This window comes from Burkholderia sp. MSMB1072 (genome assembly GCF_001524725.1).
Classification (GTDB): Bacteria; Pseudomonadota; Gammaproteobacteria; order Burkholderiales; family Burkholderiaceae; genus Burkholderia.
This window is the reverse complement of record NZ_LOYC01000071.1, coordinates 265,099-284,616: the sequence shown is the minus strand read 5'-3', so window position 1 is coordinate 284,616 and position 19,518 is coordinate 265,099. Positions and strand designations below refer to the sequence as shown.

The window sequence follows — 19,518 nt, the reverse complement described above, 5'->3', positions numbered from 1 at the left end:
GACGTTGTCCACACCTCGTGTGGATAACGTCGTGGACAAAACGTTGAGTTCCGTAAAAAAGCGAATCGAAACAACGGTGTGCTTGGACTGCTCCGAAAGCGGGCGCGCGGCGTGCGCGGCGCGCTCCTGAACGCGCGGTATTTTACTGGTTCCGCGTGGCGCGCCAATCGCGGGATCGACGCGCGCCGCACGCGTCACGCCGGCTTGCGCTTCGCCTCGAGCGTTTCCCACCGTTCGAGCGCGGCGAGCAGTTCGTCGTCGATCGCCGCGAACCGCTCGGTCAGGCGCGTGCCCTCCTGCGGATCCTTCGCGAAAATCGAGCCGTCCTCGAGCTGCGCATTGATCGTCTTCTGCTCCGCTTCGAGCGCGGCGATCTTCTCCGGCAGCGAATCGAGTTCGCGCTGCTCGTTGAACGACAGCTTCACCGTACGCTGCGCGTTGCGGCCCGCCGCGCTCTTCGCCGGCTCGTCCTTCGCGGGTGCCGCTTCCTTGACCGCGCGCTTCGCCGCCTCCTGCTGCGCGAGCTGCTCCGAACGTGCGCTCTGAATCTGCCAGTCGGTGAAGCCGCCGACGTATTCGCGCCACTTGCCGTCGCCCTCGGCCGCGATCACCGACGTCACGACGTTGTCGAGGAACGCGCGATCGTGGCTGACGAGCAGCACCGTGCCGTCGTAGTCGGCCAGCAGCTCTTCGAGCAGTTCGAGCGTCGGGATGTCGAGGTCGTTGGTCGGTTCGTCGAGCACCAGCACGTTGGCCGGGCGCGCGAACAGGCGCGCGAGCAGCAGCCGGTTGCGCTCGCCGCCCGACAGCGACTTCACCGGCGAACGCGCGCGTTCCGGCGCGAACAGGAAATCGCCGAGATAGCTCATCACGTGCTTGCGCACGCCGCCGATCTCGACCCATTCGCTGCCGGGGCTGATCGTATCCGCGAGGCTCTTCTCCTGGTCGAGCTGCGCGCGCATCTGGTCGAAATACGCGACCTGCAGGTTCGTGCCGGTGCGCACCGTGCCTTCGTCCGGCTTCAGGTCGCCGAGGATCAGCTTCAGCAACGTCGTCTTGCCGGCGCCGTTCGGGCCGACGAAGCCGATCTTGTCGCCGCGCATGACCGTCGTCGAGAAACGGTCGACCACCGTGCGGCCGCCGTAACGCTTCGTCACGTCGGTCAGCTCCGCGACGATCTTGCCCGACTTCTCGCCCTGCGCCACGTCGAGCTTCACGTTGCCCTGCGCATTACGGCGCTCGGCGCGCTCGTTGCGCATCTGCACGAGCCGCGCGATGCGGCCGACGCTGCGCGTGCGGCGCGCTTCGACGCCCTTGCGGATCCACACTTCTTCCTGCGCGAGCAGCTTGTCGAATTTCTCGTTCTCCACGCGCTCGACTTCGAGCTGCTGTGCCTTGCGCGTCTGGTACGCGGAGAAATTGCCCGGATACGACAGCAGCCGGCCGCGATCGAGCTCGACGATGCGCGTCGCGACGCGGTCGAGAAACGCGCGATCGTGGGTGATGAACAGCAGCCCCGCGCGCTGCGCGACGAGCAGCTCTTCGAGCCAGCGGATACCGTCGAAATCGAGGTGGTTGGTCGGTTCGTCGAGCAGCAGCACGTCGGGCTGCAGCACCAGCGCGCGCGCCAGCGCGACGCGCTTCTGCATCCCGCCCGACAGCGCGTCGACGCGGGCGTCGCCGTCCTGCAGGCCGATCTGCGCGAGCGTCATCGATACGCGCGTGCGCCAGTTCCATGCGTCGTGCGCGTCCAGCGCCGACTGCAGTGCGTTCATCCGCGCGAGCAGCGCATCGTGCTCGGCGCCTTCCGGTATCTCCGCGAGGCGGTGCGCGATCGAATCGTATTCTTCGAGCAGTTCGCGCGTGTGCGCCAGCCCCGACGCGACCGCGTCGAACACCGTCGCACCCGGCTCGAATTCGGGCTCTTGCGGCACGTAGACGGTCACGAGCTCCTGCTGGCGCGTGACCAGCCCGTCGTCGGCCTTCGCGAGACCGGCGACGATCTTCAGCAGCGACGACTTGCCCGCGCCGTTGCGGCCGATCAGGCCGACGCGCTCGCCGGCCTCCAGCGAGAAATCCGCGTGATCGAGCAACGCGACGTGACCGAACGCGAGCTGCGCGCCGGTAATGGAATAGAGCGACATGGGGGGACGGCGATGAGAGAAATCGGAAGCGCCCATTGTACCGGTCGCGGAGGCCGGTATCGGCTCGGCCGGACGGACGACGGCCACGGGTCGCGCTCGAAGCGCGCCGGCGCGCCGCCGTGAGCGGGTTGCGGCCGGATTCCGCTGCGGATGCCGGCCGCGGTTTGCGTCCCGCGAAAACGACCGAATGCCGGCCGGATGCCCGCGCGGCCGGCCGATCGGCAGATCCCGCGCGCGGCGCATCGGGCGCCTGCGCGGGATGCGCCGTTATTCCGTTATTTCACGTTGACCGTGATCGTCGAGCTCATTTCGGGGCCGTACGAACGGTGCGCGCCGTCGCCGAGCTGCAGCGTCAACGTGTGCTGGCCGGGCGGCAGCTTCACGTCGGTTTCGGTCTGGGCCTTGCCGAAATGCAGCGAATGGTCGGTCGCCGGGATCACGTCGCCCTTCGGCACCGGCTTGCCGTCGATCAACAGGTGATGGTGACCGGTATCCGGCGTCATGTCGCCGGCCGGCTTGAGCGCCATGCCTTCGAGACCGAACTTCACGTGCACGGGGCTCGACACTGTCGCGCCGTCCTGCGGCTCGACGAAGAACACACGCGCTTCGGCGCGCGCGAGCGTCGACACGGCCAGCGCCGCGACACAGACTGCACCCGCGATCCACTTTCTGTTGAGCATCGTTACCTCCTTCTGATTGACAGGCCCACGAAGCATACACCGCGTGCCCGGCCGACGCGTCGGCGTCGGTTGTTCGCGATGCGTACGTTTAAAACGACGTTGCGCAGGTGTTCGGCGAAATTCCGGTACCATTGCGCCTTTCGTCCGCCGGCGAGGCTGCGGACGGCATCGCCGAATTTTCATTGTCCCGAGCGCAACATGAGCGAAGTAACCGAATACCAGAGCTGGGTCTGCCTGATTTGCGGGTGGGTCTACAACGAAGCGGAAGGCTTGCCCGATGAAGGTATCGCGGCCGGCACCCGTTTCGCCGACATTCCCGCCGACTGGCGCTGCCCGCTGTGCGACGTGGGCAAGGAAGATTTCGTCGTCGTCGATTTCTGATTTTCCGTTCCGATCGCGGTTGATTACGCGATACGCGCGTCGGTGTGCATTCCGCCCCGCCGACGCGCCGCGCGTTTGCTATACTCTGCGCGCTGTCCACACCGCCGTCCGGTTCGCCATCTTTTGCGCGAATGCCCGGACTTGGCTCTCCCCGTAGTTCAATGGATAGAACAAGCGCCTCCTAAGCGCTAGATACAGGTTCGATTCCTGTCGGGGGGACCAGCTAGGTTCCCAGAGCCTCCCAAGATTTCCTAAAAAGCCCCGCAAAGCCTTGCTCTGCGGGGCTTTTTGCTGCCATCATTGCCCACGACTGCCCAGTACAAGCCAAGCACCTTGGGGGTATCAGTGGGGATATACCCCGAAGTGCTCGGCGTCGATACCCCAACGCAAAATGCCGAAGCAAACCGATCCTCTCACTGACTTGAAGGTGCGCCGTGCGAAGCCTGCCGAGCAGCCTTACCGTCTTGCAGACGGCAAGGGGCTCTATCTCCAGGTCATGCCGAACGGCTCTAAGTACTGGCGCATGAAGTATCGGTTCGATGGGAAAGAAAAGCTCGCGTCGTTCGGCGTCTACCCCGAAGTGTCGTTGGCCGAGGCACGACAAGCCTGTCTCGCTGCACGGAAGCTATTGGCTGCCGGAACCGACCCGACCGAACAGAAGCGCGAGATCAAGCGGGCCCGGGCTATCGAGGCATCGTCGTCCTTCGAGGCTGTCGCGCGGGAGTGGTTCGAGTCGCAAAAGGACGGCTGGACGGAAGTCTACGCAGACAAGGTGATCAACTCTCTCGAAGTCGACGCGTTCCCGCGGATCGGCTCCAAGTCGCTGCGCGACATTGAGGCACCTGACATGCTCGAGATTGTGCGAGCTATCGAGGCGCGAGGCGTTCGGGAAACAGCTAAGCGGGTACTGCAGCGATCACGGGCGGTCTTCCAGTACGGCATCATGACCGGGCGATGCTCACGCAACCCTGCAGCCGATATTGATGCCGAAACCGTTCTGAAGAAGGGCCCGGGCGTCAAGCACATGGCGCGCGTGAAGCCCGTCGAAATCCCACAGCTCATGCGCGACATTGCCGCCTATTCCGGCGATCGGGTCACGCAACTCGCACTTCAGTTCATGGCGCTGACCTTCACGCGAACAACCGAGATGATCAACGCGGAATGGGACGAGTTTGACGAGCGTGCGGCCGAATGGCGCATCCCTCCTGAGCGTATGAAGATGCGCGATCCGCACATCGTGCCGCTATCGCGGCAAGCGCTCGAGGTGCTGGCTGCCCTGCGCGAGCTCAATGGCAACCAGCGGTACGTCTTCTACAGCGTCCAGGGCCGAAGCCACATCTCGAACAATACGATGCTCTATGCGCTCTACCGCATGGGCTACAAATCGCGGATGACCGGCCATGGATTCCGCGGCTTGGCGGCGACAGTGCTCCGCGAGCTCGGTTACAGCCGAGACGTCGTTGACCGCCAACTCGCCCACGCTGAGCGTAATCAGGTCACCGCGGCCTACGTGCACGCGGAATACTTGCCCGAGCGCCGGAAGATGATGCAGCACTGGGCTGACTATCTCACCCAAACAGCCAATTGACGGGGAAGGAAAATGGACGAGCAGACCGCACGAACGATTCTTCGCCAGACCGACGGGCACATCGATTGGAGCAACGCCCGCGACTGCCCGGCTTGGTATCTCAGCAAGATCTATCTCGAGGGACGGTTCACGTCCGACGAGCTTCGAGCGATCATTGAATTTGAGCGGAAGCTCGGGTAACGATCAGCGCGTCGTAGTCGCGCTCGCACTGCTGGCCGGCGATGCGGGCCCGGTCAGCGTACTCTGCCAGTTCGCCCGCGCGCCGGTCAGCGCTGCCGAGCACGTCGGCAAGCAGATCGAGGGCGTCGCCGGCTGTCGGGCTTCCGCCGGAAGCGGCGGGATGGCGGGCGGCTGCGACGAGCTCGTCGACGCGCTGCTGCAAGCTGCCAGCGGCAGCACGAGCAGTAAAAGCATCCGCGAGAGCTGCGGTACGTTGTTGGTTCGCATTGTTGGCGATCTCCGATTGTGCTGCGGTGCGGCGTTGTTCTTCGGCGCGGGCTGCGGTGACGGCTGCGATTTGAGCCTTCTGCGCGGCGATGGTCGTCGTGCGCACGCCGTCGGCGTGACCTTTGAAGTAGCAGGCGCCGGCCGTGATCGCGAGTGCGACGACGAATGCCAGCCAGAGGCGCGGGTCGAGTAAGGTCACGATTCCTCCCCGTTTTCCTGGTCATGTTGGGTGGTGTGGTAACTTCCCGATGCGCCGCCACCCTGTTCCTCACCGCTTCCCTTCTCGGGTGGTATGTCCCAACTCATCCAGCGAGGGAACATGATCGACATCAAACAGTTGGCTACCAGTGTCACTGCCGCACTGATCGTTGCCGTGATCATTGGGCTTTTCAAATGGGCAGCCTCAAAAACCAGAGCTTCTACCAATGCAGCAATTGGTACTGCAATGAAGACCAGCGCGATCATATGGAAGATCACGCGACAAAGCCTTTTCGATACGGTGGTGGTCGGGTTCATCCTGTACATCCTTCAGGGGCAACTTGTGTCCAGTGATCCGCTCACCAGGCAGGCGGTATTCGGAATCGCTTTATGGACATCGATCATGGTGTCGTACGTCTTTGCGATGCTGCTCAGGAAATAGTCAGGCTCCACTCCGCATCATGGCTGCAAGCCGCGTTGCGCGTGCGCCGACCTGCGCCGCCCACTTTGACGCGAGCATGCCGTCGGCCGCCGCAGCGTAATCGCCGCGCTTCATCGCCGCGAGCGTGTTAGTGAACGTCAACAGCCCACCGAGCATGTTGAATGCCATGTTGATCACGACGCGCTGGCGCACCGCGTCGAGCTGGCGCCACCAGGTCAAATTGCGATCGAGCCACGCGACCGTGCGGTCGATGTCATTCGACAGCATCGCGTCGCACTCGGAATCGCTGATTCCGACGTCTGTCAGATTGCGGCCGACGCCGATCGTTGTCTTACCGACGGTATCGACGTAAGGCTTCAGACGACGGCCTTCGTCGCGCGTGAGCTCGGCCATCAACGCCGAGCGGTCGAAGTCATCCATGCTTGTGCTCCTTCTTCCACCAGTAAGCTCGACGTCCCATGACCCACACGCAGACGATGGCGACGCCGACCATCATTACCGTTTCCGGCATGTCGATAGCTGCGATCATGCGCACCGACTTGAGGACATTCCCCATGGCCGCCACGCCAATGACGGAGAATCCAAGAGTGCCCCACCAGCCGGTCGAGATTCCATCCGTCACGGTGATCCAGATGCAGAACAGAAGCGCGATGAGGTTTGCCAACACAAAGATCGAGACCATGTCATTGCCCCCCGAGGAAGCGACGTTTGAGAGCCCCGATGAAGTCTGCGTTGTTGATTTCTTTGAACAGTTCTTTCGTGATTGCCAAGCCGAACAGGCCGATCAAGAAGCCGATCGCCTGCTGTGCGCCGGCATCGGTAATGCCGAACCAAGCCACGATCAGAGGCCCGATGAAGTACGAAACCGCGGCACCGGAGACGAACGAAGCGGCCTTCTGGCGCCCGCTTAGCCCGTCTCCGATGAATCTCAATGCGATCAGCGAGCCGACTGCGCCGGGGACGACTTTCACGAGTAGCGCGATCGACGCAGCTGCAATGCTGGAGGTTGGTTCAGCCATGGAATTTTCCTCAGACCGGATAGATCAGTTCGCCGGAGATGTTTGTGGTATTCGTGAAATTCGCATCGGTCATCTGCGCGTAGCCGCCTGGAGCCGACTGCAATAGATTCATGGTGGCGAACGCAGCCGGTTGCGCAATAACTGGCCCGGTCATACCCGTCAGATTCGCAGCGACTGGAATTGCGCCGCCCCCCGCCGCTCCGACAACCCCTTGGATCTGGAAAGGAAGGCCCGCAATAGTTGCAACCCCCGTTGCACTTCCCTTGCTGGTAAGGGAAATCGCGAACTGATAAATCACCGTAGAGCCTTGGAGTCTCCACTGCGCCTGTTGTACGGAATAGGAGATCCCCGTCGTTGCCCCACCAAATTGAAGTTGAGGAGGCGCAGCCGCAGTCCAGTTGCTCTGATTGGTAATATCAAGCGTGACCTTCCCGGTCGCGGTATTCGACAGTGCGCCTGTCGATGCAACACCCGTGAATTTCGCGGCACCAAACGAGCCCGCGATCGTCACACTGTTGTAGTCGCATGCTTCGAAATTGACGACGGAATTTCCAACACCAGTGACCGAAATAGGTTTGAAGAACTTGACGTTTGTCACGGTGACGCCGTCCATCTGCTGACCCGGTGCCAACGTGAAAGACTTCGTTGTAAGCACACAGTCGGCCATCTTGAACGACTGGAGTTTCGTCGCTGCATTGAGCGCCCAAAATTCTGCCGATCCGCTGACGTTATTGTTGTCCTGGAATCGGGTATCCGTGATCTGCAGGTTGTCGAGGATTGAAACAGTTGAGTCGGTGCGAATCGCATGCTGCGCCTGCTCGACGTGACAATTCGAGAAGTTGAACTGGCCAATGATCTGACCTTGACCACTTCCGAAATTCACGAAATCAAGGAACGTTCCGATGATGTTGTCGCCAGATTCGCCCTGGTTGAACTGGCAGTTATCGAACATCGCGGTATTCGGGCCACTGCCGCCGCCAGTAAAACGGACGTACGCATTGCAGGCCACATCGATAAGGCCGTTCGAGCCGAACCGGCATTGCGCCGGCCGAAGTTCCGGCCACGAGTTCACCAGCACATGCGCATCGGTCGCATAGCCGCTGAAGATGCGCAGTGGGCTGCAGCTGATGCCGCCTTTCGTACCATCCCACACCCACGGGATCGCATGACCGATTGAAGCGACGTCTTCGATGATGGGGTTGTATCCGTTGTCCACATATACGCCATATGTGCCCGCAGCAGGAACACCAACCCGCGTGATCGTCATGCGCTTAAGTGCCGCAGCCCCAAGCCCCGCATTTCCTTGCAGGCGGCATGCTACAGCAGCACCACTCGACACAACGATTTGAAATCCGCTCGGCGTGCCAGACGTCGACGGGATGAAGCCCTCGGACTGGAAGCAGATGCCCGTAGGCACGACAATTCCATTGGGACAGTAGCTTTTTCCATTCGATGGAGCCGTAACAACGCTGATGCCCTGAGCAAGTGCACGCGTAAACGCGAGATTGATCGCTGCCGTGTCATCGGTTCCAGTAGTACCGTTCCAATCGCATCTCGCACCGTAGTCAAGAATGCTAAGCTGCCCGATCGGCGTGGACGGATTGGTTGAAGTCGTCTGATCCCAGATGAGCGCACCGAACTTGTCATTGACGATTTGACGATACGAGCCATCGCCCCAAATCGTTGCCTGTCCACGCGAATCGAGAACGACAGGATTCGTATTCGGCTGAGTCATCGCCGGGTCTTGCCACGTATCCTTCTTTGTCGTCGTTCCGACCTGGTAGAACGTGACAGTACCATTGGCAAGAGGTTTGCCGTTCTGGTCAACGAACTGGGTTTTCCCGTTCGGAAGAATGGAGGCCATTGCCACCTCAAAACAAAAAGGCCACTCCGAGGAGCGGCCTATAATGAAAAAACCCCGCACTAGGCGGGGTTCGGAGGATTACATGAGAAAGCTGAAAAGAATTTCGGCGTGGACTTTCAAAGGGACACTTACAGTGGTCGCCTTTTGCATCAATCCGACCTTTGGAATCGTTGCTGGAGCACTCTTGTTTTTCGGGCTAGAGCCGTTTGCGTCCCACACCCGCTAGTTCTTGCCGAGGCTCGAGTTGGCCCGCATCGCGTCTATCAATTGATTGCCGCGCGCCGCCAGCCGCTTTTCTTTCAGATTGCTGGTCAGTAAATTCGCGGTCTTCTCCGAGACCCAACCGCCGATCGGACCGCCAACCTTCGCGCCAGCGAGATAGGCGGTGCCCGGTGCGTATTTCTCGACGAATCCAGGCTTGTCGAGTCGTGATGCCTGAAGGCCAGCGCCTTCGTATGAGTGGACCCCAGGCATAATCTGGCCGGCGTAATTCAGGGCGTGGAACCGCGCCACCTCGTCCGGGGAGAAGGTCTCCGCGATCTTCTGCCCAACCACCGAATTGAGCGTCTTATTCACACTGTTCTGGTTCCACACGCCCGTCTTACCGGCCCCCTGTTCGTAGACCTCACGCGCCAGCGCACCCTTCATTTCATCGCGCGCAGCGGCCGCCAGTTGCTGGGTCTCAGCGGGCACGGGTGGCATGCCATCCGGCGCGCCGCGAATCTGCCCGCGTGACAGATCGTCGAGCGTGTTGTAGATATGGCGCCACTGGTCGAGCGGCAGATTGTTCAGCTTCTGTGGCAGCTTTTCGAACGCAACGCCGCCCTTGATGCCGTTCGCGTCGGCATCGCCGAATACCTTCGCGATCCCGGGTGCGTCGAACAGGGTTTTCTGCGCCTGGTGGACGGCATCGCCAAGCTTGTAGGACTCCGAGCCTGCGGCGGCCGCCACATCCTGATCGATCGCGCGATTCACCGCCGCGATCGTGCGTGCGTTGTCGGGCGTCCAGCCAGCGTTGTTGGACTTGCGCACAGCGTCCCAGGCTGCGACGCTGCCCGGTGCCGTCAACTCGCCGGTAATCGGATCCTTGAATCCCGTTGTGCGCGCCAGATCAATCAGGCGCTGTACGCCCGATACCACGCCGCTATGGCCGTTGCGCTCTGCCTCGGCAAGGAACTGCGGATCCCTCAGAAGTTCATCCACATGGGTGGACTGAATGGGGTTCGCGCCAGTCTGTGCCTTGGCCTCGTCATAGATCCGATTCTTGGCCTGCTGGAAATAGTCGTTGAGGCTATCAGGTCCGTAGAGAGCGTCATTTATGGCCAGACCGCGCTGCTCATTGTTGATCAGGTTCGGGTTGGCGCCCGTCGCGGCAATGCGATCCTGCGCATAGTTCGACAGCGCCTGCTGCTCCCGCGCAATCTGATCACGAAGTACCAGCTGCGCCGGCGTGTTCTCCGGGCTCTTGGCGTTCGTGTACTCGCTGCGCAGCGTGTCTTCGTTCCCGGTAATCACGCCTGTACGCACGGCGTTGTTATCCGCCCCCAACACCTCATTCGCGATTTGAGCGCGCACGGCCTGCTCCGCCGGCGCCACGTCGCCGGAGCCCTTCGCCACCTTGACCTGCGGGAAGGCCGAACTCCCGCCCCGGGCTGCCTCTTCCCCCGTCAGCTGACCCGCATATGGATTCAGGTTCGCTTGAGCCGCACCGACACCGCGCAGCGTAGAGCCTTGAGCATTCGCTCCCGTTCCCGCCGGTGGAGTTGTCGAAGTATTGCCCCGAGAATCGGTGTTGAAAGCCGAGCCAGACTGCGCATCGGTCACCGGCGCCGCAGCGCCCCTACCGCTTCCATCGGCCGAACCTGATTTCGTCATTGTCGGCTCAACGCGATCGCCGACCGGCATTTCACCGATCGGCGTCCCTGCCCCCGTCGCCAGACGATTTGCCGCATTCGCGACGCCACGCGCCGCACCGTATCCCGCGGTCCCACCAGCGATGCCCGCGAGCATCTGCACCAGCGGATTCGCGCCTGCCTGCGCGGCCGCCTGGGCCGACATGCCGCCTGTGGCACCAGCAACAATCTGTGATCCCGGCTGCGCCGCCATCTGAGAGCCGATCGCCTGTAGAAGCGGGCTGGCTGCTCCGGCCACAAGTTGACTCGCCTTGATCGAAGGAACTGCCCCCGCCATGCCGGCGGCTCCTGCGTTGACAACCCGTTCGAGATTGTTTTGCGGCGCCGGAGTAACGGCATCGGTAGCGCTCCGGATTACATCGCCAGGATTGTGAAGGTGAGCGCCAAACAGAGTGTTGATCGTCGCATTCAGCGGTGCCCCAACGAGATCTACCGCATCAGCAATGCCGTGGCCCGCAGCCCGCGCGGTTAGGCCAAGTTGCCGCCCGAGCTCGCCGCCAGGCCATGATGAGCTGTCGGCCGGTTGACCGCCCTGCTTCGGCCCGTTCGGCTGCGCGGCCGGCGCCGCGTCCCACTTCACCTTCGACGCATCGATCTGTGGATCGAGCGATGGCCCGGGAACGATGCCCGGGGCTGCCCCTTTCCCGGGCGAATCCCATTGCACCTTCGACGGGTCAATATCGACGCCGGAAGCGGACCGCGCAGCAGCTGCCGCGTTCGCCAGCTTGCTCACATATTGCGGGTCTTGCGCGTAGCCGCCTTGCTGACCCGGCTTGAGCGCGCTCGCATAGGCAACCGCGTCCGGACCGCTGCCGACCGCGCCAGGGAATCGGCTGGCAATGACATTCGAGAAGTCAGCGCCGAACTGCGCCGGGCTCGAATACGCGCGGTACTGATCAGTCGAGCCGGTCTGGTTGTCGGTCGCAGCGACGCCCCGACCCTTGATGTTCCCGAGGTTGTTCGTGCCCGGGACAACAGACTTGCCCCAGCCCGTTTCAAGGCCCCATTGCCCGAGGATCACCATCGGATCGACACCGATCTTCTGCGCGACCGCCTGTGCGGCCGGCAGGTTGGCGTCGACGAACGCTTTCACGTCGCTCATTGATAATCCACCGAGCCGTCAGAGTATTGAACGACCTTGCGCCCGTTATACGTCCCGGTTTTGACCGGCTGAATCTGCCCGGTGAAAGCGCGCATGGTCGTGCTGGTGTTCCACTTCGCCGGAAAGTCGGCCGGATTGCCGCCACCGTTGACGAATTGGCGATACGCCTGTTGTTCCTTGCCGGTCACTGTGTTCATGCCGTTGATGAAGGTGATCATCTTCTGCATGCCGCGCGGATCGACGTCGATGTTCGGATTGTTCTTGATGAATGCATCGACGTTTGCAGCAGCGCCGGTGCCTGAGAAGTTGGCCTGCATCTGCTGAATCGCGCCCTGCATCAGCACTTTGCTTAGCGCCTGCTTATCGCCCAAGTTGCCGCCCGCGATCTGATCCACAATCGACTGTGGCACGCCGATTGCCTGCGCCTTCTCCGCGAGCCCCTTCCACGTGGACGCCCCCCCGCCAGTGCTGACGCCCTGCATCAAGCTTTGGGCTTCGTTCAAATATGCCGTGCTGTTATTCGCTGCACCAGCGCGCTGCGTCAAACCTTTCTCGTACTCGGCCGCGTTCGCAGACGCGTTGGTCTGATACGGGGATGCACCCACGACACCACCACTGGCCGCCTTGCCGATGAACTGCCCGCGCGTGCCATAGATCGGCGCTCCATCTGCAGTCGTACCAATCTGCGTCGGAGCCGTTGCACTTTCCGGCGAAAGATCCTTCGCATACGTCGCGACCGGCGCGCCAATCGGACCAGCCGCCGGCCGCGTGTTGATGATACCGACCGTCGGTCCGGTATCGATCGTGCCGCCTCCTGGCGTCATCGCCTCGGACTGCGCCGCCGGCGAGCCGAGTGCCGCGAGCTTGCTGTACAAATACGGCTTGAGTTGCACTGGATCGCTCGGAATGTTGGCGACCGACTGCTGCACGACATTGTCTGGAATACCGTACGCCTTGGCCGAGGTGATGGCCATATTAACTACGTCATCACGTGAGAGATCTGGCTTGTTCAACAGCGTGCCAATCTGTTGAGTCAAATGCGCTTGCTGAACAGCCTGCAACTGCAATCCCGCACTCTGGTTGCTGATTTGGCCGCCTTGGTTTCCGATCTGCTGCCCCTGTTGAGCGAGGTTCGTACCGGTCGCGGCTTGCAGGTTGTATGCAGCCACCGGATTGCCCGCGAGGTCGCGCTGCACGCCCGGCAGGTCGACTGAACCATCGGCCCTTGTGTTGCGTTGGATCGCCTGCCCGACGGCTTGGTTGGCCGCCACTGCCTGCTGAAGCTGATTGCTGTTCGCGTTCATGTAGCGAAACTGCGCAACCTGCAGCGCCTGCTGCAGCGGGTTGTATTCCGGCGTCTTGACCTGAAGGGGGATCGAGGTATCGAGTGGCATGACGATTCCTTATACGGCGCCGGTCCAGCCTTGGCTTGCATTGAGGGAGCCAATCGGATCGCTAGACAAATTTGCTCTGGCCATCGACCACGGCGAGATGCTGCTGCCGCCTCCAGCGTTATTGTTCAAGAGCCCGTACGTCAAAGCACTATTTCCGATCCCGCCGAGCGCGCTCGTCAGCGCATTCGCGCCACCGATAGCCCCGGAAGCTTGCGCATTCGCACCGCTCATCAGCGTGTTGCCGATGTTGCCTGCTGCTTGCGCCCCCAATGAACCGTTCGTTGCCGCTGCATTTTGGCCGCTTCCGACGAGACTATTGAGCCGGTTGACGTTATTTGCTGCTGAACTGTAGTTCGTGTTGAAGGTCTGAAGCGCGCGATTGAACACGTCGTTGTACGTCGAATTCGCGAGGCCGGTCGCATACAACGACGCACCCTTTAGAGCGGCTCCGGATGTGCCTAGCCCACGAGCAGCAGCACTGTTTTGCACAGATTTTAGGCCCTGATCCAGGGTGAACTGATACCCAGGCGTGGCGGCTGCTTCTGCGGCAGTCGGGGCAGCAAAGCGTTGCTGAAGAATATTGTTCGGATCCGTTCCATTGAACGCATACGTTCCGTCATCGTTCTTCGAGAAGTTGTATCCCATCGCCTGCAGCAGAGGATTGATTGCAGACGTCCCCAAGTCCATGAAGGGCTTGAGATTCTTCTGCGTTTGCTCCCACTGTTTGTTCTGCAGATCGGCCGAATAACGTGCGGCATCTGATTGTGTATCGGCTGCGCTTTGGCTCGCGTCGGCGCCGACAAGGCCACCGACGAGCGACCCGACACCCCCGACGACAGCGGCGGTTACTCCGAAGCTCATTTTTCAAGCTCCTTTCGTTCATGCAGCAATTGGACGTTCTCGCTTCCGCCGAGCAACTGCTGTGCGGTCGATTCGGTCAGTTCTTCGACGAGTTGATCGAGGTCAGTCGTCGTCGTCGCGTGGATGGTCGTCCACACCGTTTCCTCGTGCGCGTAGCCGACGCGCTTCGTACCGGGCTTAGATACGAAGGTGAACGGCGCGCATACTTCTTTCATTCCATCGTCCGTCGATACAGTGATGCGCCCTTTAGAAACGATGTTGAGATGCTCGGTACGGTGCACGGCGCCAGTAAGAACAACGCCGGCCGGGATCGTCATCTCGCGCGCATAGATACCCGGCGCAAAGAGATGGCGCACTGGGCATTCAGCCTGCGGAAGCTTCTCGATCTGCGATTCGAGAGCCTCGACGCGCGCGCGCATGTCCGTCGGAAGCGCAGGATCAAGAAGACCGACTTCCGCCATATCACTCATTGCTGCACGTTCTCCGCACCCGAAATCGTCAACGTCACGCCATTCCCGCTCGCAAAAAGTTGCTGGCCGGCCTGAAGCTTGTGGCCGATGATTTGCGGGATCTGAGCCGGACTTCCTGCAGGAACGTTTGTCGACCAGATCGTCGTAGCGTCCGTGGCGCTGCCGGCGGCAGGAACGATATACAGCTTCACGGTCACTACGCTACCGGTCGGATTCCATGCCGTCGCCTGATGAATCGCGGCAGCCGTGCTGGCAGGAGACGTATAAACCGCGGCAGGCGACGCGCCAAGCACGGCTTCACAAAACTGCTTCCATGTGATCATGTGATGACCTCTATTTGATTTGCGTTACCACGCAGGCATGTAGCGGGTAGTACCGTTATCGTTGATGGGTACCCACTTCGTGGGATTCCCGGCGACGGGCGCGTTCGCCAGCGTTGCCGTTTGTGCTGCAGCGCCGTTCGTCAGAGAAACCGAGGTCCTCATCAGATTGTTGTCGCCCGACGTGAGCGTGCCGGCGATCGAGAAATTCCCCGCATCGGTCAACGCCAGGATGATCGCGCTGTAAGCACTGTTTGCAATTTGCAGAACACCTGCGTTCACTCGAACGTATTTGTTCGGCGTTGTCGTGCCGTTTCCTACAAGCTTCAGATTCGCTCCGTTAGATCCCGTGTTCGTCAGCGTCAAGGTCGCTGTCGAATTGGACGAGTCGGTAACGGATGAGGGGGCCGTGAACGCCGCCGAGCCGCCCGTGATCGCAACGGCATTCGCGTCCTGCTTCGCCATCGTGCCGAGGCCGGTTATCTGTGACGCGTCTCCGACCACCGGCACAACTCCGTCCAGGCGCGCTTCAAGATCAGCAATGCGCTGACGCAATGCGTCGTCGGATCGGTAATGCTCCAACTGTTGCTCGAGCTCGGCGATGCGCTGAGCCATTTGAGCGGTACCAAGCGCCTCTCCGCTATCCCCACGTTCATCGGGCGTGCGCCATGCCGATGCCATTGCTTGGGCGGCTAGCGCTTCGATCGCAAAGATCATCGAGTAGGCCATGCCAAGATCGGCCGACGGCCTTCCTTGCTGGCTTTCCGTCTGGAGATCCGAGATATTCTTGATTGCTTTGTTGAGGTCAGCACGAATCGTTGCCGAGTCATCGCCGCCACTACCGCCGGTACGCGTGAACAGCGATAGAAAGAATGCTCTCCATTCGGGCGTCAACCTACCGCGCGGATCGATCGGATCCCCAGTCGGAAAATTTGCGGTAACGTTCGTCACGTGCGCGCTCTCGCCACGTCCACCCACGCGCCGTTGAGTGCGGTGCGGATGGGCTCAGACCACGAAAGTTCGAACACCCGATCCCGCGCATAGCCGAGCCGCTGGAACTGAATTGACGTCAGGAATTCTCCGCGGCGCCCCATTGTTCCCGTAACTGGATTTCCCCACGTTGCGCCCCGATCATTGCTCCAGCGTAGGCTGACGAGTGGATTCGTAGCGTCGTCCGGCATCCCTGCGCCTACTTCCATATCCGCGATGAACTGGCGGAACATCACCCGATTTCCGTCAGCACCGAGAATGTGCGGAAAAGATCGAATGCGCTGGATCGGATTCCCATTGTCGGTATAAGCGTTCGGGTCTAGAGCGTAGACCGCTCCTGTCTCCCAATCGCCTACCAAGTTCATGCCCCTCGCGAACGAGTGGCAGTTCATCCGATGCCGGCTCAGCGTTCCGTCTGCCTCGAGATATGCGCGCTGATGCCACTGTCCTGTCGTCACATCAAAGCACCACGTGACGTTAGCGGTAGGGAACGTCAATACATAAAAGGCATGACCTTCCTGCAGATACGAGAATCCAATCGCATCGTCGATACGGGAATACGTGCTGAATTCCTGCTCGAGCGCATGCGTCGAAATGCGCTCTGCCTGATAGTTTCGGCCACCAAACACGACGCCTTGACCCTGCAAATCCCGACCAAGCCAGAAAAGAGCAAGATCAATTTTCGCGACAGAATGCTTCGCTGCGCAGCCGTGTTCGATGAAAACGCCCGGCATGCGACCAAACGTGAAATCGGAGGATCCCGTGTTGAACCAGACTTCCGTCGTTAGCGCACCGAACAACCATATTTCTCGGTGCATGACTGCAAGCGTCACAAGATTGTCTGAGTACGTCGACTTCGACGCGATGTCGAGCGGATCGAATGTGGTATCGAGATATTTCGAAATATAGAACTGCTGCGTGCCGGGCCGATTGAACAGGAAATACCCGTCTACAAAATCGACTTTGTCGGCCCCATAGAAAGCTGGATCCGTACATTGGGACATCACATTGCTCGACAACCCAACGATAAATCCAGCCGGTGTCCCGTCGACGATAAACAATGACGTGCCGTTATCGACCATCGACACGGGGCCGCTCGTGGACAGCAACGAACCAATACGCGTATAGCTTGAAGTTGCTCCAACCGAAAAGACGTTTGAGCCGACAACCTCGTATCGAATCCCGTTTGACGCCGTATAGATGCCTCGTGACGGGCCAGTGAGCGGCGGCACTGAGACAAGGGTGAGACCGGGCGTCTGGTAATACGTGAACGGAGCTGGCGCATCCTGCGGGTTCTGCTCGCCGTAGAGGTTCACGCAGCGCTGCGCCTCCGCGATCAGACTTTTCGCGGCGTATGCGCCGAGGGTCAGAGGGACACGCATCAATACGGCCTATCGCTGTAGATGTTGTATCGCTGCTTCGTCGCGAGCCCGCGCGGCATGCTCATCGCACGAATCTGAACGTTCATCCGCTTCACGACGCGCTTCGCGTTCATGGCTAGGCGCACAAGTGCCGGCTGCGGATCAAGCTGATACGACGGCGCCAGATAGCACGCAAGGTTGTACCGGATCGCGGCCATGTATTCCGGGGGGAGGTTGATCACGTCGGCCGGCGTCGCGAACTGAGGGAGCACCTCGAGCGTCACGATGTGAAGCTCAAAGCTCGCGTTCGGCACCGGATACATGAACAGCGTCCCAAGCGGCCACGCCGAGTCGTAGAACGCATAGTTCGGGAACGAAACCAGCGCCTTGAGCGCGATGCGCGCATAGTCCTCACGCGCCGGGATGATCGTCACCGGGTAATCGATCGGCGTCGCGGTGCCAGGATTCAGCCGCGCATATGCTGCGTTGATCTGGTACGGCCATGACGGCGTGTTGAAGTTGCCGCCGGGGCCGACCGTGTACGACTGCGCGCCGGTCGATTGCAACGCCGTATCGACGAGGTGATAGACGCTCAGGCGCTCGCCTTGCCACTGGCCTAGCATCATGTTGAGCGTGTTCAGCGCGTCCTCGGTGTCGTCGGGCGAAATCGACTGCCCGATACCCAGCGCGCCGATGTCCTTCAGCGCGAGGGTGATCAGGTCGACTGCGGTCGTGCTCACACTGCCTCCAGCGCAGCGCGGATTTTCTCGTTCGACCAGCGCTTGTCGATCTTGACGCCCTTTTCGTCAGCGATCTGGATCAGTGCCGCGCGCTCGTCATCAGCCTCGACAGCCGGCGCAAGCGCGGCTTCTTCGTCGGCGGTATGTACGAGGACACCTCCAACCCACTTCGGGTACTCGAGGAAATCCGGCGCTTGCTCGCGCGGCACGAGCTCGACGCGCGCCGGCTTCTTCCAGCCCTCGCCGAGCGCCTCGAACGCCGCCTGCGATTCGACGATCTGCTGTTCGCCTTTCGGACCAGTCACCCACATCGGGAATTCTTGGAACACATCGCCTCCGGAAACAAAAACCCCCGCCGAAGCGGGGGTCGATTGCTGAAGCAGAGCGCCCATCAGCGGACGATCCGGCAGGCCAGTTCGTTGTACACCGGTGCCCAGCCGTACAACACGTCGATACGGCACGGGACGGTATCGGTGCCGATCGCGTACTGACGTGCGATCCGCATCGAAATGCCCTTGTGCACGCGACGAGCGCCCCAGGCGCCGTACTTGCTGACGTCTTCCAGGTCAGCCGTAGCCAGCGTGAACGCGTCACGGTGATACGCGAGGCTCGCCGTGTACTGCGTCGATGCGGCGATATCCCACGTGACCGCGGCAGCGTTCGCCGGACCGGCCGTGACGGTCTGGTATTGCTGGTTCGACGCGGCCGTGTTGATCGCGGGGAAGATCGTCAGCGTCGCGTTGCCCGAGCCGTCGGCGGTCGCATCGGCAAGCACCGTGAACTGGCGCAGGACGCCGGTCGACTGGCGGTTCTGCGGGTTCACGCCGAACACGCCGGCGATCGTGAACGTGTCACCCTTCTTCACCGTCGCCGCGGCGCCGAGGCCGGTGACGAGCAGCGTCGAGCCGGTTTGACCAGCACCCGAGACGGTGCCGTTCGTGCGTGTACCGGTCGTGAACGTGTTCACGTTCTGATCCATGCCGATGTCGAAACCGAGGCCCGACGGCGAGAAGATACCGCTTTCGTACTGCTCGCCGATCTTGTTCGACGGATTGAACAGGCCGGCGGCCGACTTGACCATCGAGCCGTTCGTTGCCGGATCCCAGACGACCGTGCGGCGACCATCCCGCGGAGTAGCCTCGTTGTCGAGCTTCACGCCAGCGTTCAGCAGCACGGCGATGTCGCTCGGCGTCGTGCCAACCGTGCCGACGTTGTTCGCGACCGTCGTCGCCAGGCCGAGCCCGTCGAAGTCGATCTTGTTCGCGATCGTGGCCATGGCCGGCTTCAGGTAGCGATCGGCGAACTCGTCGACGATGAGGGTCAGTTCTTGCGAGCTGAACGTAAAGTCGACGTGGAACTGCGTCGTCAACGTGATCGGCACCGAGGTTTCGTTCACGTTTTCGATGTTCAGCGCCGGGCCGGTCGTACCGACGAAGCGGTTCGGCTTGCGGGCGTTGACGGTGGCACCGATCTTCGCGCCGCTGATCGCGAACTCGTCGGAGTAGTCGCGGTTCGAGCGGGCCGTGAAGGTCAGCATGTTCTCGAGAATCGCAAGCGATTCGTCGAGGATCTTGACGGGTGTGAGAAGAGTGTTTGCCATTTAA

The 19,518-nt window shown here is 61.2% G+C and carries 21 protein-coding genes and 1 tRNA gene; 4 read left to right on the top strand and 18 right to left on the bottom strand.

Annotation, left to right across the window (positions count from 1 at the left end):
• Positions 1-194: 194 nt before the first annotated feature.
• Entirely contained in the window at positions 195-2,144 is a 1,950-nt protein-coding gene (locus WS89_RS31295) for an ATP-binding cassette domain-containing protein (protein WP_059795943.1), read from the bottom strand.
• Positions 2,145-2,419: 275 nt separating this feature from the next.
• A complete protein-coding gene (locus tag WS89_RS31290; RefSeq protein WP_059499160.1) occupies positions 2,420-2,824 on the bottom strand; it encodes a DUF4399 domain-containing protein in 405 nt (134 codons plus the stop codon).
• 198 nt (positions 2,825-3,022) lie between these two features.
• On the opposite strand from WS89_RS31290, the gene WS89_RS31285 reads away from it, so the two are divergent.
• The 4 genes from WS89_RS31285 to WS89_RS34380 all read left to right on the top strand — a co-directional run bounded on the left by WS89_RS31285 (position 3,023) and on the right by WS89_RS34380 (position 4,973).
• Complete coding sequence (locus WS89_RS31285; RefSeq protein ID WP_034190709.1) at positions 3,023-3,205, top strand: rubredoxin; 183 nt, start codon at positions 3,023-3,025, stop codon at positions 3,203-3,205.
• Between the two features lie 147 nt (positions 3,206-3,352).
• A tRNA-Arg gene (locus WS89_RS31280) sits at positions 3,353-3,427 on the top strand.
• A 169-nt stretch (positions 3,428-3,596) separates the two neighbouring features.
• Positions 3,597-4,793 carry a tyrosine-type recombinase/integrase gene (locus tag WS89_RS31275; RefSeq protein ID WP_059795941.1) on the top strand — a complete coding sequence of 399 codons (1,197 nt, stop codon included), beginning with the start codon at positions 3,597-3,599 and terminating at the stop codon, positions 4,791-4,793.
• Between the two features lie 12 nt (positions 4,794-4,805).
• Positions 4,806-4,973: a hypothetical protein gene (locus tag WS89_RS34380; protein WP_179949900.1), complete on the top strand. Its 168-nt coding sequence runs from the start codon at positions 4,806-4,808 to the stop codon at positions 4,971-4,973.
• Here the strand turns inward: WS89_RS34380 and WS89_RS33475 are convergent.
• The 16 genes from WS89_RS33475 to WS89_RS31200 form a co-directional block, all read right to left on the bottom strand.
• Positions 4,945-5,388, bottom strand: a complete 444-nt coding sequence (locus tag WS89_RS33475) for a DUF2514 family protein (protein ID WP_373558405.1) — start codon at positions 5,386-5,388, stop codon at positions 4,945-4,947. The genes WS89_RS34380 and WS89_RS33475 overlap by 29 nt on opposite strands.
• A gap of 47 nt (positions 5,389-5,435) precedes the next feature.
• Entirely contained in the window at positions 5,436-5,756 is a 321-nt protein-coding gene (locus tag WS89_RS34110; protein WP_156440638.1) for a hypothetical protein, read from the bottom strand.
• Between the two features lie 124 nt (positions 5,757-5,880).
• On the bottom strand, positions 5,881-6,300 hold the full coding sequence (locus WS89_RS31260) for a glycoside hydrolase family protein (RefSeq protein WP_059795935.1): 420 nt from the start codon (positions 6,298-6,300) through the stop codon (positions 5,881-5,883).
• Positions 6,293-6,562 carry a hypothetical protein gene (locus WS89_RS31255; RefSeq protein ID WP_059795934.1) on the bottom strand — a complete coding sequence of 90 codons (270 nt, stop codon included), beginning with the start codon at positions 6,560-6,562 and terminating at the stop codon, positions 6,293-6,295. The genes WS89_RS31260 and WS89_RS31255 overlap by 8 nt, the downstream gene beginning before the upstream one ends.
• Position 6,563: 1 nt before the next feature.
• On the bottom strand, positions 6,564-6,899 hold the full coding sequence (locus tag WS89_RS31250) for a hypothetical protein (RefSeq protein WP_059795932.1): 336 nt from the start codon (positions 6,897-6,899) through the stop codon (positions 6,564-6,566).
• Between the two features lie 10 nt (positions 6,900-6,909).
• Complete coding sequence (locus tag WS89_RS34105; protein WP_156440637.1) at positions 6,910-8,763, bottom strand: hypothetical protein; 1,854 nt, start codon at positions 8,761-8,763, stop codon at positions 6,910-6,912.
• Between the two features lie 222 nt (positions 8,764-8,985).
• Positions 8,986-11,778 carry a glucosaminidase domain-containing protein gene (locus tag WS89_RS31240; protein ID WP_059795928.1) on the bottom strand — a complete coding sequence of 931 codons (2,793 nt, stop codon included), beginning with the start codon at positions 11,776-11,778 and terminating at the stop codon, positions 8,986-8,988.
• Positions 11,775-13,172 (bottom strand): hypothetical protein, encoded by a 1,398-nt coding sequence (locus WS89_RS31235; RefSeq protein WP_059795926.1) that lies wholly within the window; start codon positions 13,170-13,172, stop codon positions 11,775-11,777. The genes WS89_RS31240 and WS89_RS31235 overlap by 4 nt, the downstream gene beginning before the upstream one ends.
• A 9-nt stretch (positions 13,173-13,181) precedes the next feature.
• On the bottom strand, positions 13,182-14,033 hold the full coding sequence (locus WS89_RS34100; protein WP_156440636.1) for a DNA transfer protein p32: 852 nt from the start codon (positions 14,031-14,033) through the stop codon (positions 13,182-13,184).
• Positions 14,030-14,503 (bottom strand): hypothetical protein, encoded by a 474-nt coding sequence (locus WS89_RS31230; RefSeq protein ID WP_059795924.1) that lies wholly within the window; start codon positions 14,501-14,503, stop codon positions 14,030-14,032. The genes WS89_RS34100 and WS89_RS31230 overlap by 4 nt, the downstream gene beginning before the upstream one ends.
• Entirely contained in the window at positions 14,500-14,826 is a 327-nt protein-coding gene (locus WS89_RS34095; protein ID WP_156440635.1) for a hypothetical protein, read from the bottom strand. Before WS89_RS34095 ends, WS89_RS31230 begins: the two co-directional genes overlap by 4 nt.
• Before the next feature lie 24 nt (positions 14,827-14,850).
• Positions 14,851-15,774 carry a hypothetical protein gene (locus WS89_RS31220; RefSeq protein ID WP_156440634.1) on the bottom strand — a complete coding sequence of 308 codons (924 nt, stop codon included), beginning with the start codon at positions 15,772-15,774 and terminating at the stop codon, positions 14,851-14,853.
• Entirely contained in the window at positions 15,771-17,195 is a 1,425-nt protein-coding gene (locus WS89_RS31215) for a hypothetical protein (protein ID WP_059795919.1), read from the bottom strand. Before WS89_RS31215 ends, WS89_RS31220 begins: the two co-directional genes overlap by 4 nt.
• Positions 17,195-17,914, bottom strand: coding sequence for a phage adaptor protein (locus WS89_RS31210; RefSeq protein WP_059795917.1), 720 nt, complete (start codon positions 17,912-17,914; stop codon positions 17,195-17,197). The genes WS89_RS31215 and WS89_RS31210 overlap by 1 nt, the downstream gene beginning before the upstream one ends.
• Complete coding sequence (locus tag WS89_RS31205; protein ID WP_156440633.1) at positions 17,911-18,306, bottom strand: hypothetical protein; 396 nt, start codon at positions 18,304-18,306, stop codon at positions 17,911-17,913. Before WS89_RS31205 ends, WS89_RS31210 begins: the two co-directional genes overlap by 4 nt.
• Complete coding sequence (locus tag WS89_RS31200; protein ID WP_059795914.1) at positions 18,306-19,514, bottom strand: P22 phage major capsid protein family protein; 1,209 nt, start codon at positions 19,512-19,514, stop codon at positions 18,306-18,308. The genes WS89_RS31205 and WS89_RS31200 overlap by 1 nt, the downstream gene beginning before the upstream one ends.
• Between the last annotated feature and the right edge of the window lie 4 nt (positions 19,515-19,518).

Coding starts and splice junctions, on each gene's coding strand:
- WS89_RS31235 (WP_059795926.1), bottom strand. CDS start 13,172: ATGCCACTCGATACCTCGATCCCCCTTCAGGTCAAGACGCCGGAATAC.
- WS89_RS31285 (WP_034190709.1), top strand. CDS start 3,023: ATGAGCGAAGTAACCGAATACCAGAGCTGGGTCTGCCTGATTTGCGGG.
- WS89_RS31275 (WP_059795941.1), top strand. CDS start 3,597: ATGCCGAAGCAAACCGATCCTCTCACTGACTTGAAGGTGCGCCGTGCG.
- WS89_RS31205 (WP_156440633.1), bottom strand. CDS start 18,306: ATGGGCGCTCTGCTTCAGCAATCGACCCCCGCTTCGGCGGGGGTTTTT.
- WS89_RS31295 (WP_059795943.1), bottom strand. CDS start 2,144: ATGTCGCTCTATTCCATTACCGGCGCGCAGCTCGCGTTCGGTCACGTC.
- WS89_RS31240 (WP_059795928.1), bottom strand. CDS start 11,778: ATGAGCGACGTGAAAGCGTTCGTCGACGCCAACCTGCCGGCCGCACAG.
- WS89_RS31255 (WP_059795934.1), bottom strand. CDS start 6,562: ATGGTCTCGATCTTTGTGTTGGCAAACCTCATCGCGCTTCTGTTCTGC.
- WS89_RS31250 (WP_059795932.1), bottom strand. CDS start 6,899: ATGGCTGAACCAACCTCCAGCATTGCAGCTGCGTCGATCGCGCTACTC.
- WS89_RS34100 (WP_156440636.1), bottom strand. CDS start 14,033: ATGAGCTTCGGAGTAACCGCCGCTGTCGTCGGGGGTGTCGGGTCGCTC.
- WS89_RS31260 (WP_059795935.1), bottom strand. CDS start 6,300: ATGGATGACTTCGACCGCTCGGCGTTGATGGCCGAGCTCACGCGCGAC.
- WS89_RS31230 (WP_059795924.1), bottom strand. CDS start 14,503: ATGAGTGATATGGCGGAAGTCGGTCTTCTTGATCCTGCGCTTCCGACG.
- WS89_RS31290 (WP_059499160.1), bottom strand. CDS start 2,824: ATGCTCAACAGAAAGTGGATCGCGGGTGCAGTCTGTGTCGCGGCGCTG.
- WS89_RS31215 (WP_059795919.1), bottom strand. CDS start 17,195: ATGCGTGTCCCTCTGACCCTCGGCGCATACGCCGCGAAAAGTCTGATC.
- WS89_RS34105 (WP_156440637.1), bottom strand. CDS start 8,763: ATGGCCTCCATTCTTCCGAACGGGAAAACCCAGTTCGTTGACCAGAAC.
- WS89_RS34380 (WP_179949900.1), top strand. CDS start 4,806: ATGGACGAGCAGACCGCACGAACGATTCTTCGCCAGACCGACGGGCAC.
- WS89_RS31200 (WP_059795914.1), bottom strand. CDS start 19,514: ATGGCAAACACTCTTCTCACACCCGTCAAGATCCTCGACGAATCGCTT.
- WS89_RS34110 (WP_156440638.1), bottom strand. CDS start 5,756: ATGAACCCGACCACCACCGTATCGAAAAGGCTTTGTCGCGTGATCTTC.
- WS89_RS34095 (WP_156440635.1), bottom strand. CDS start 14,826: ATGATCACATGGAAGCAGTTTTGTGAAGCCGTGCTTGGCGCGTCGCCT.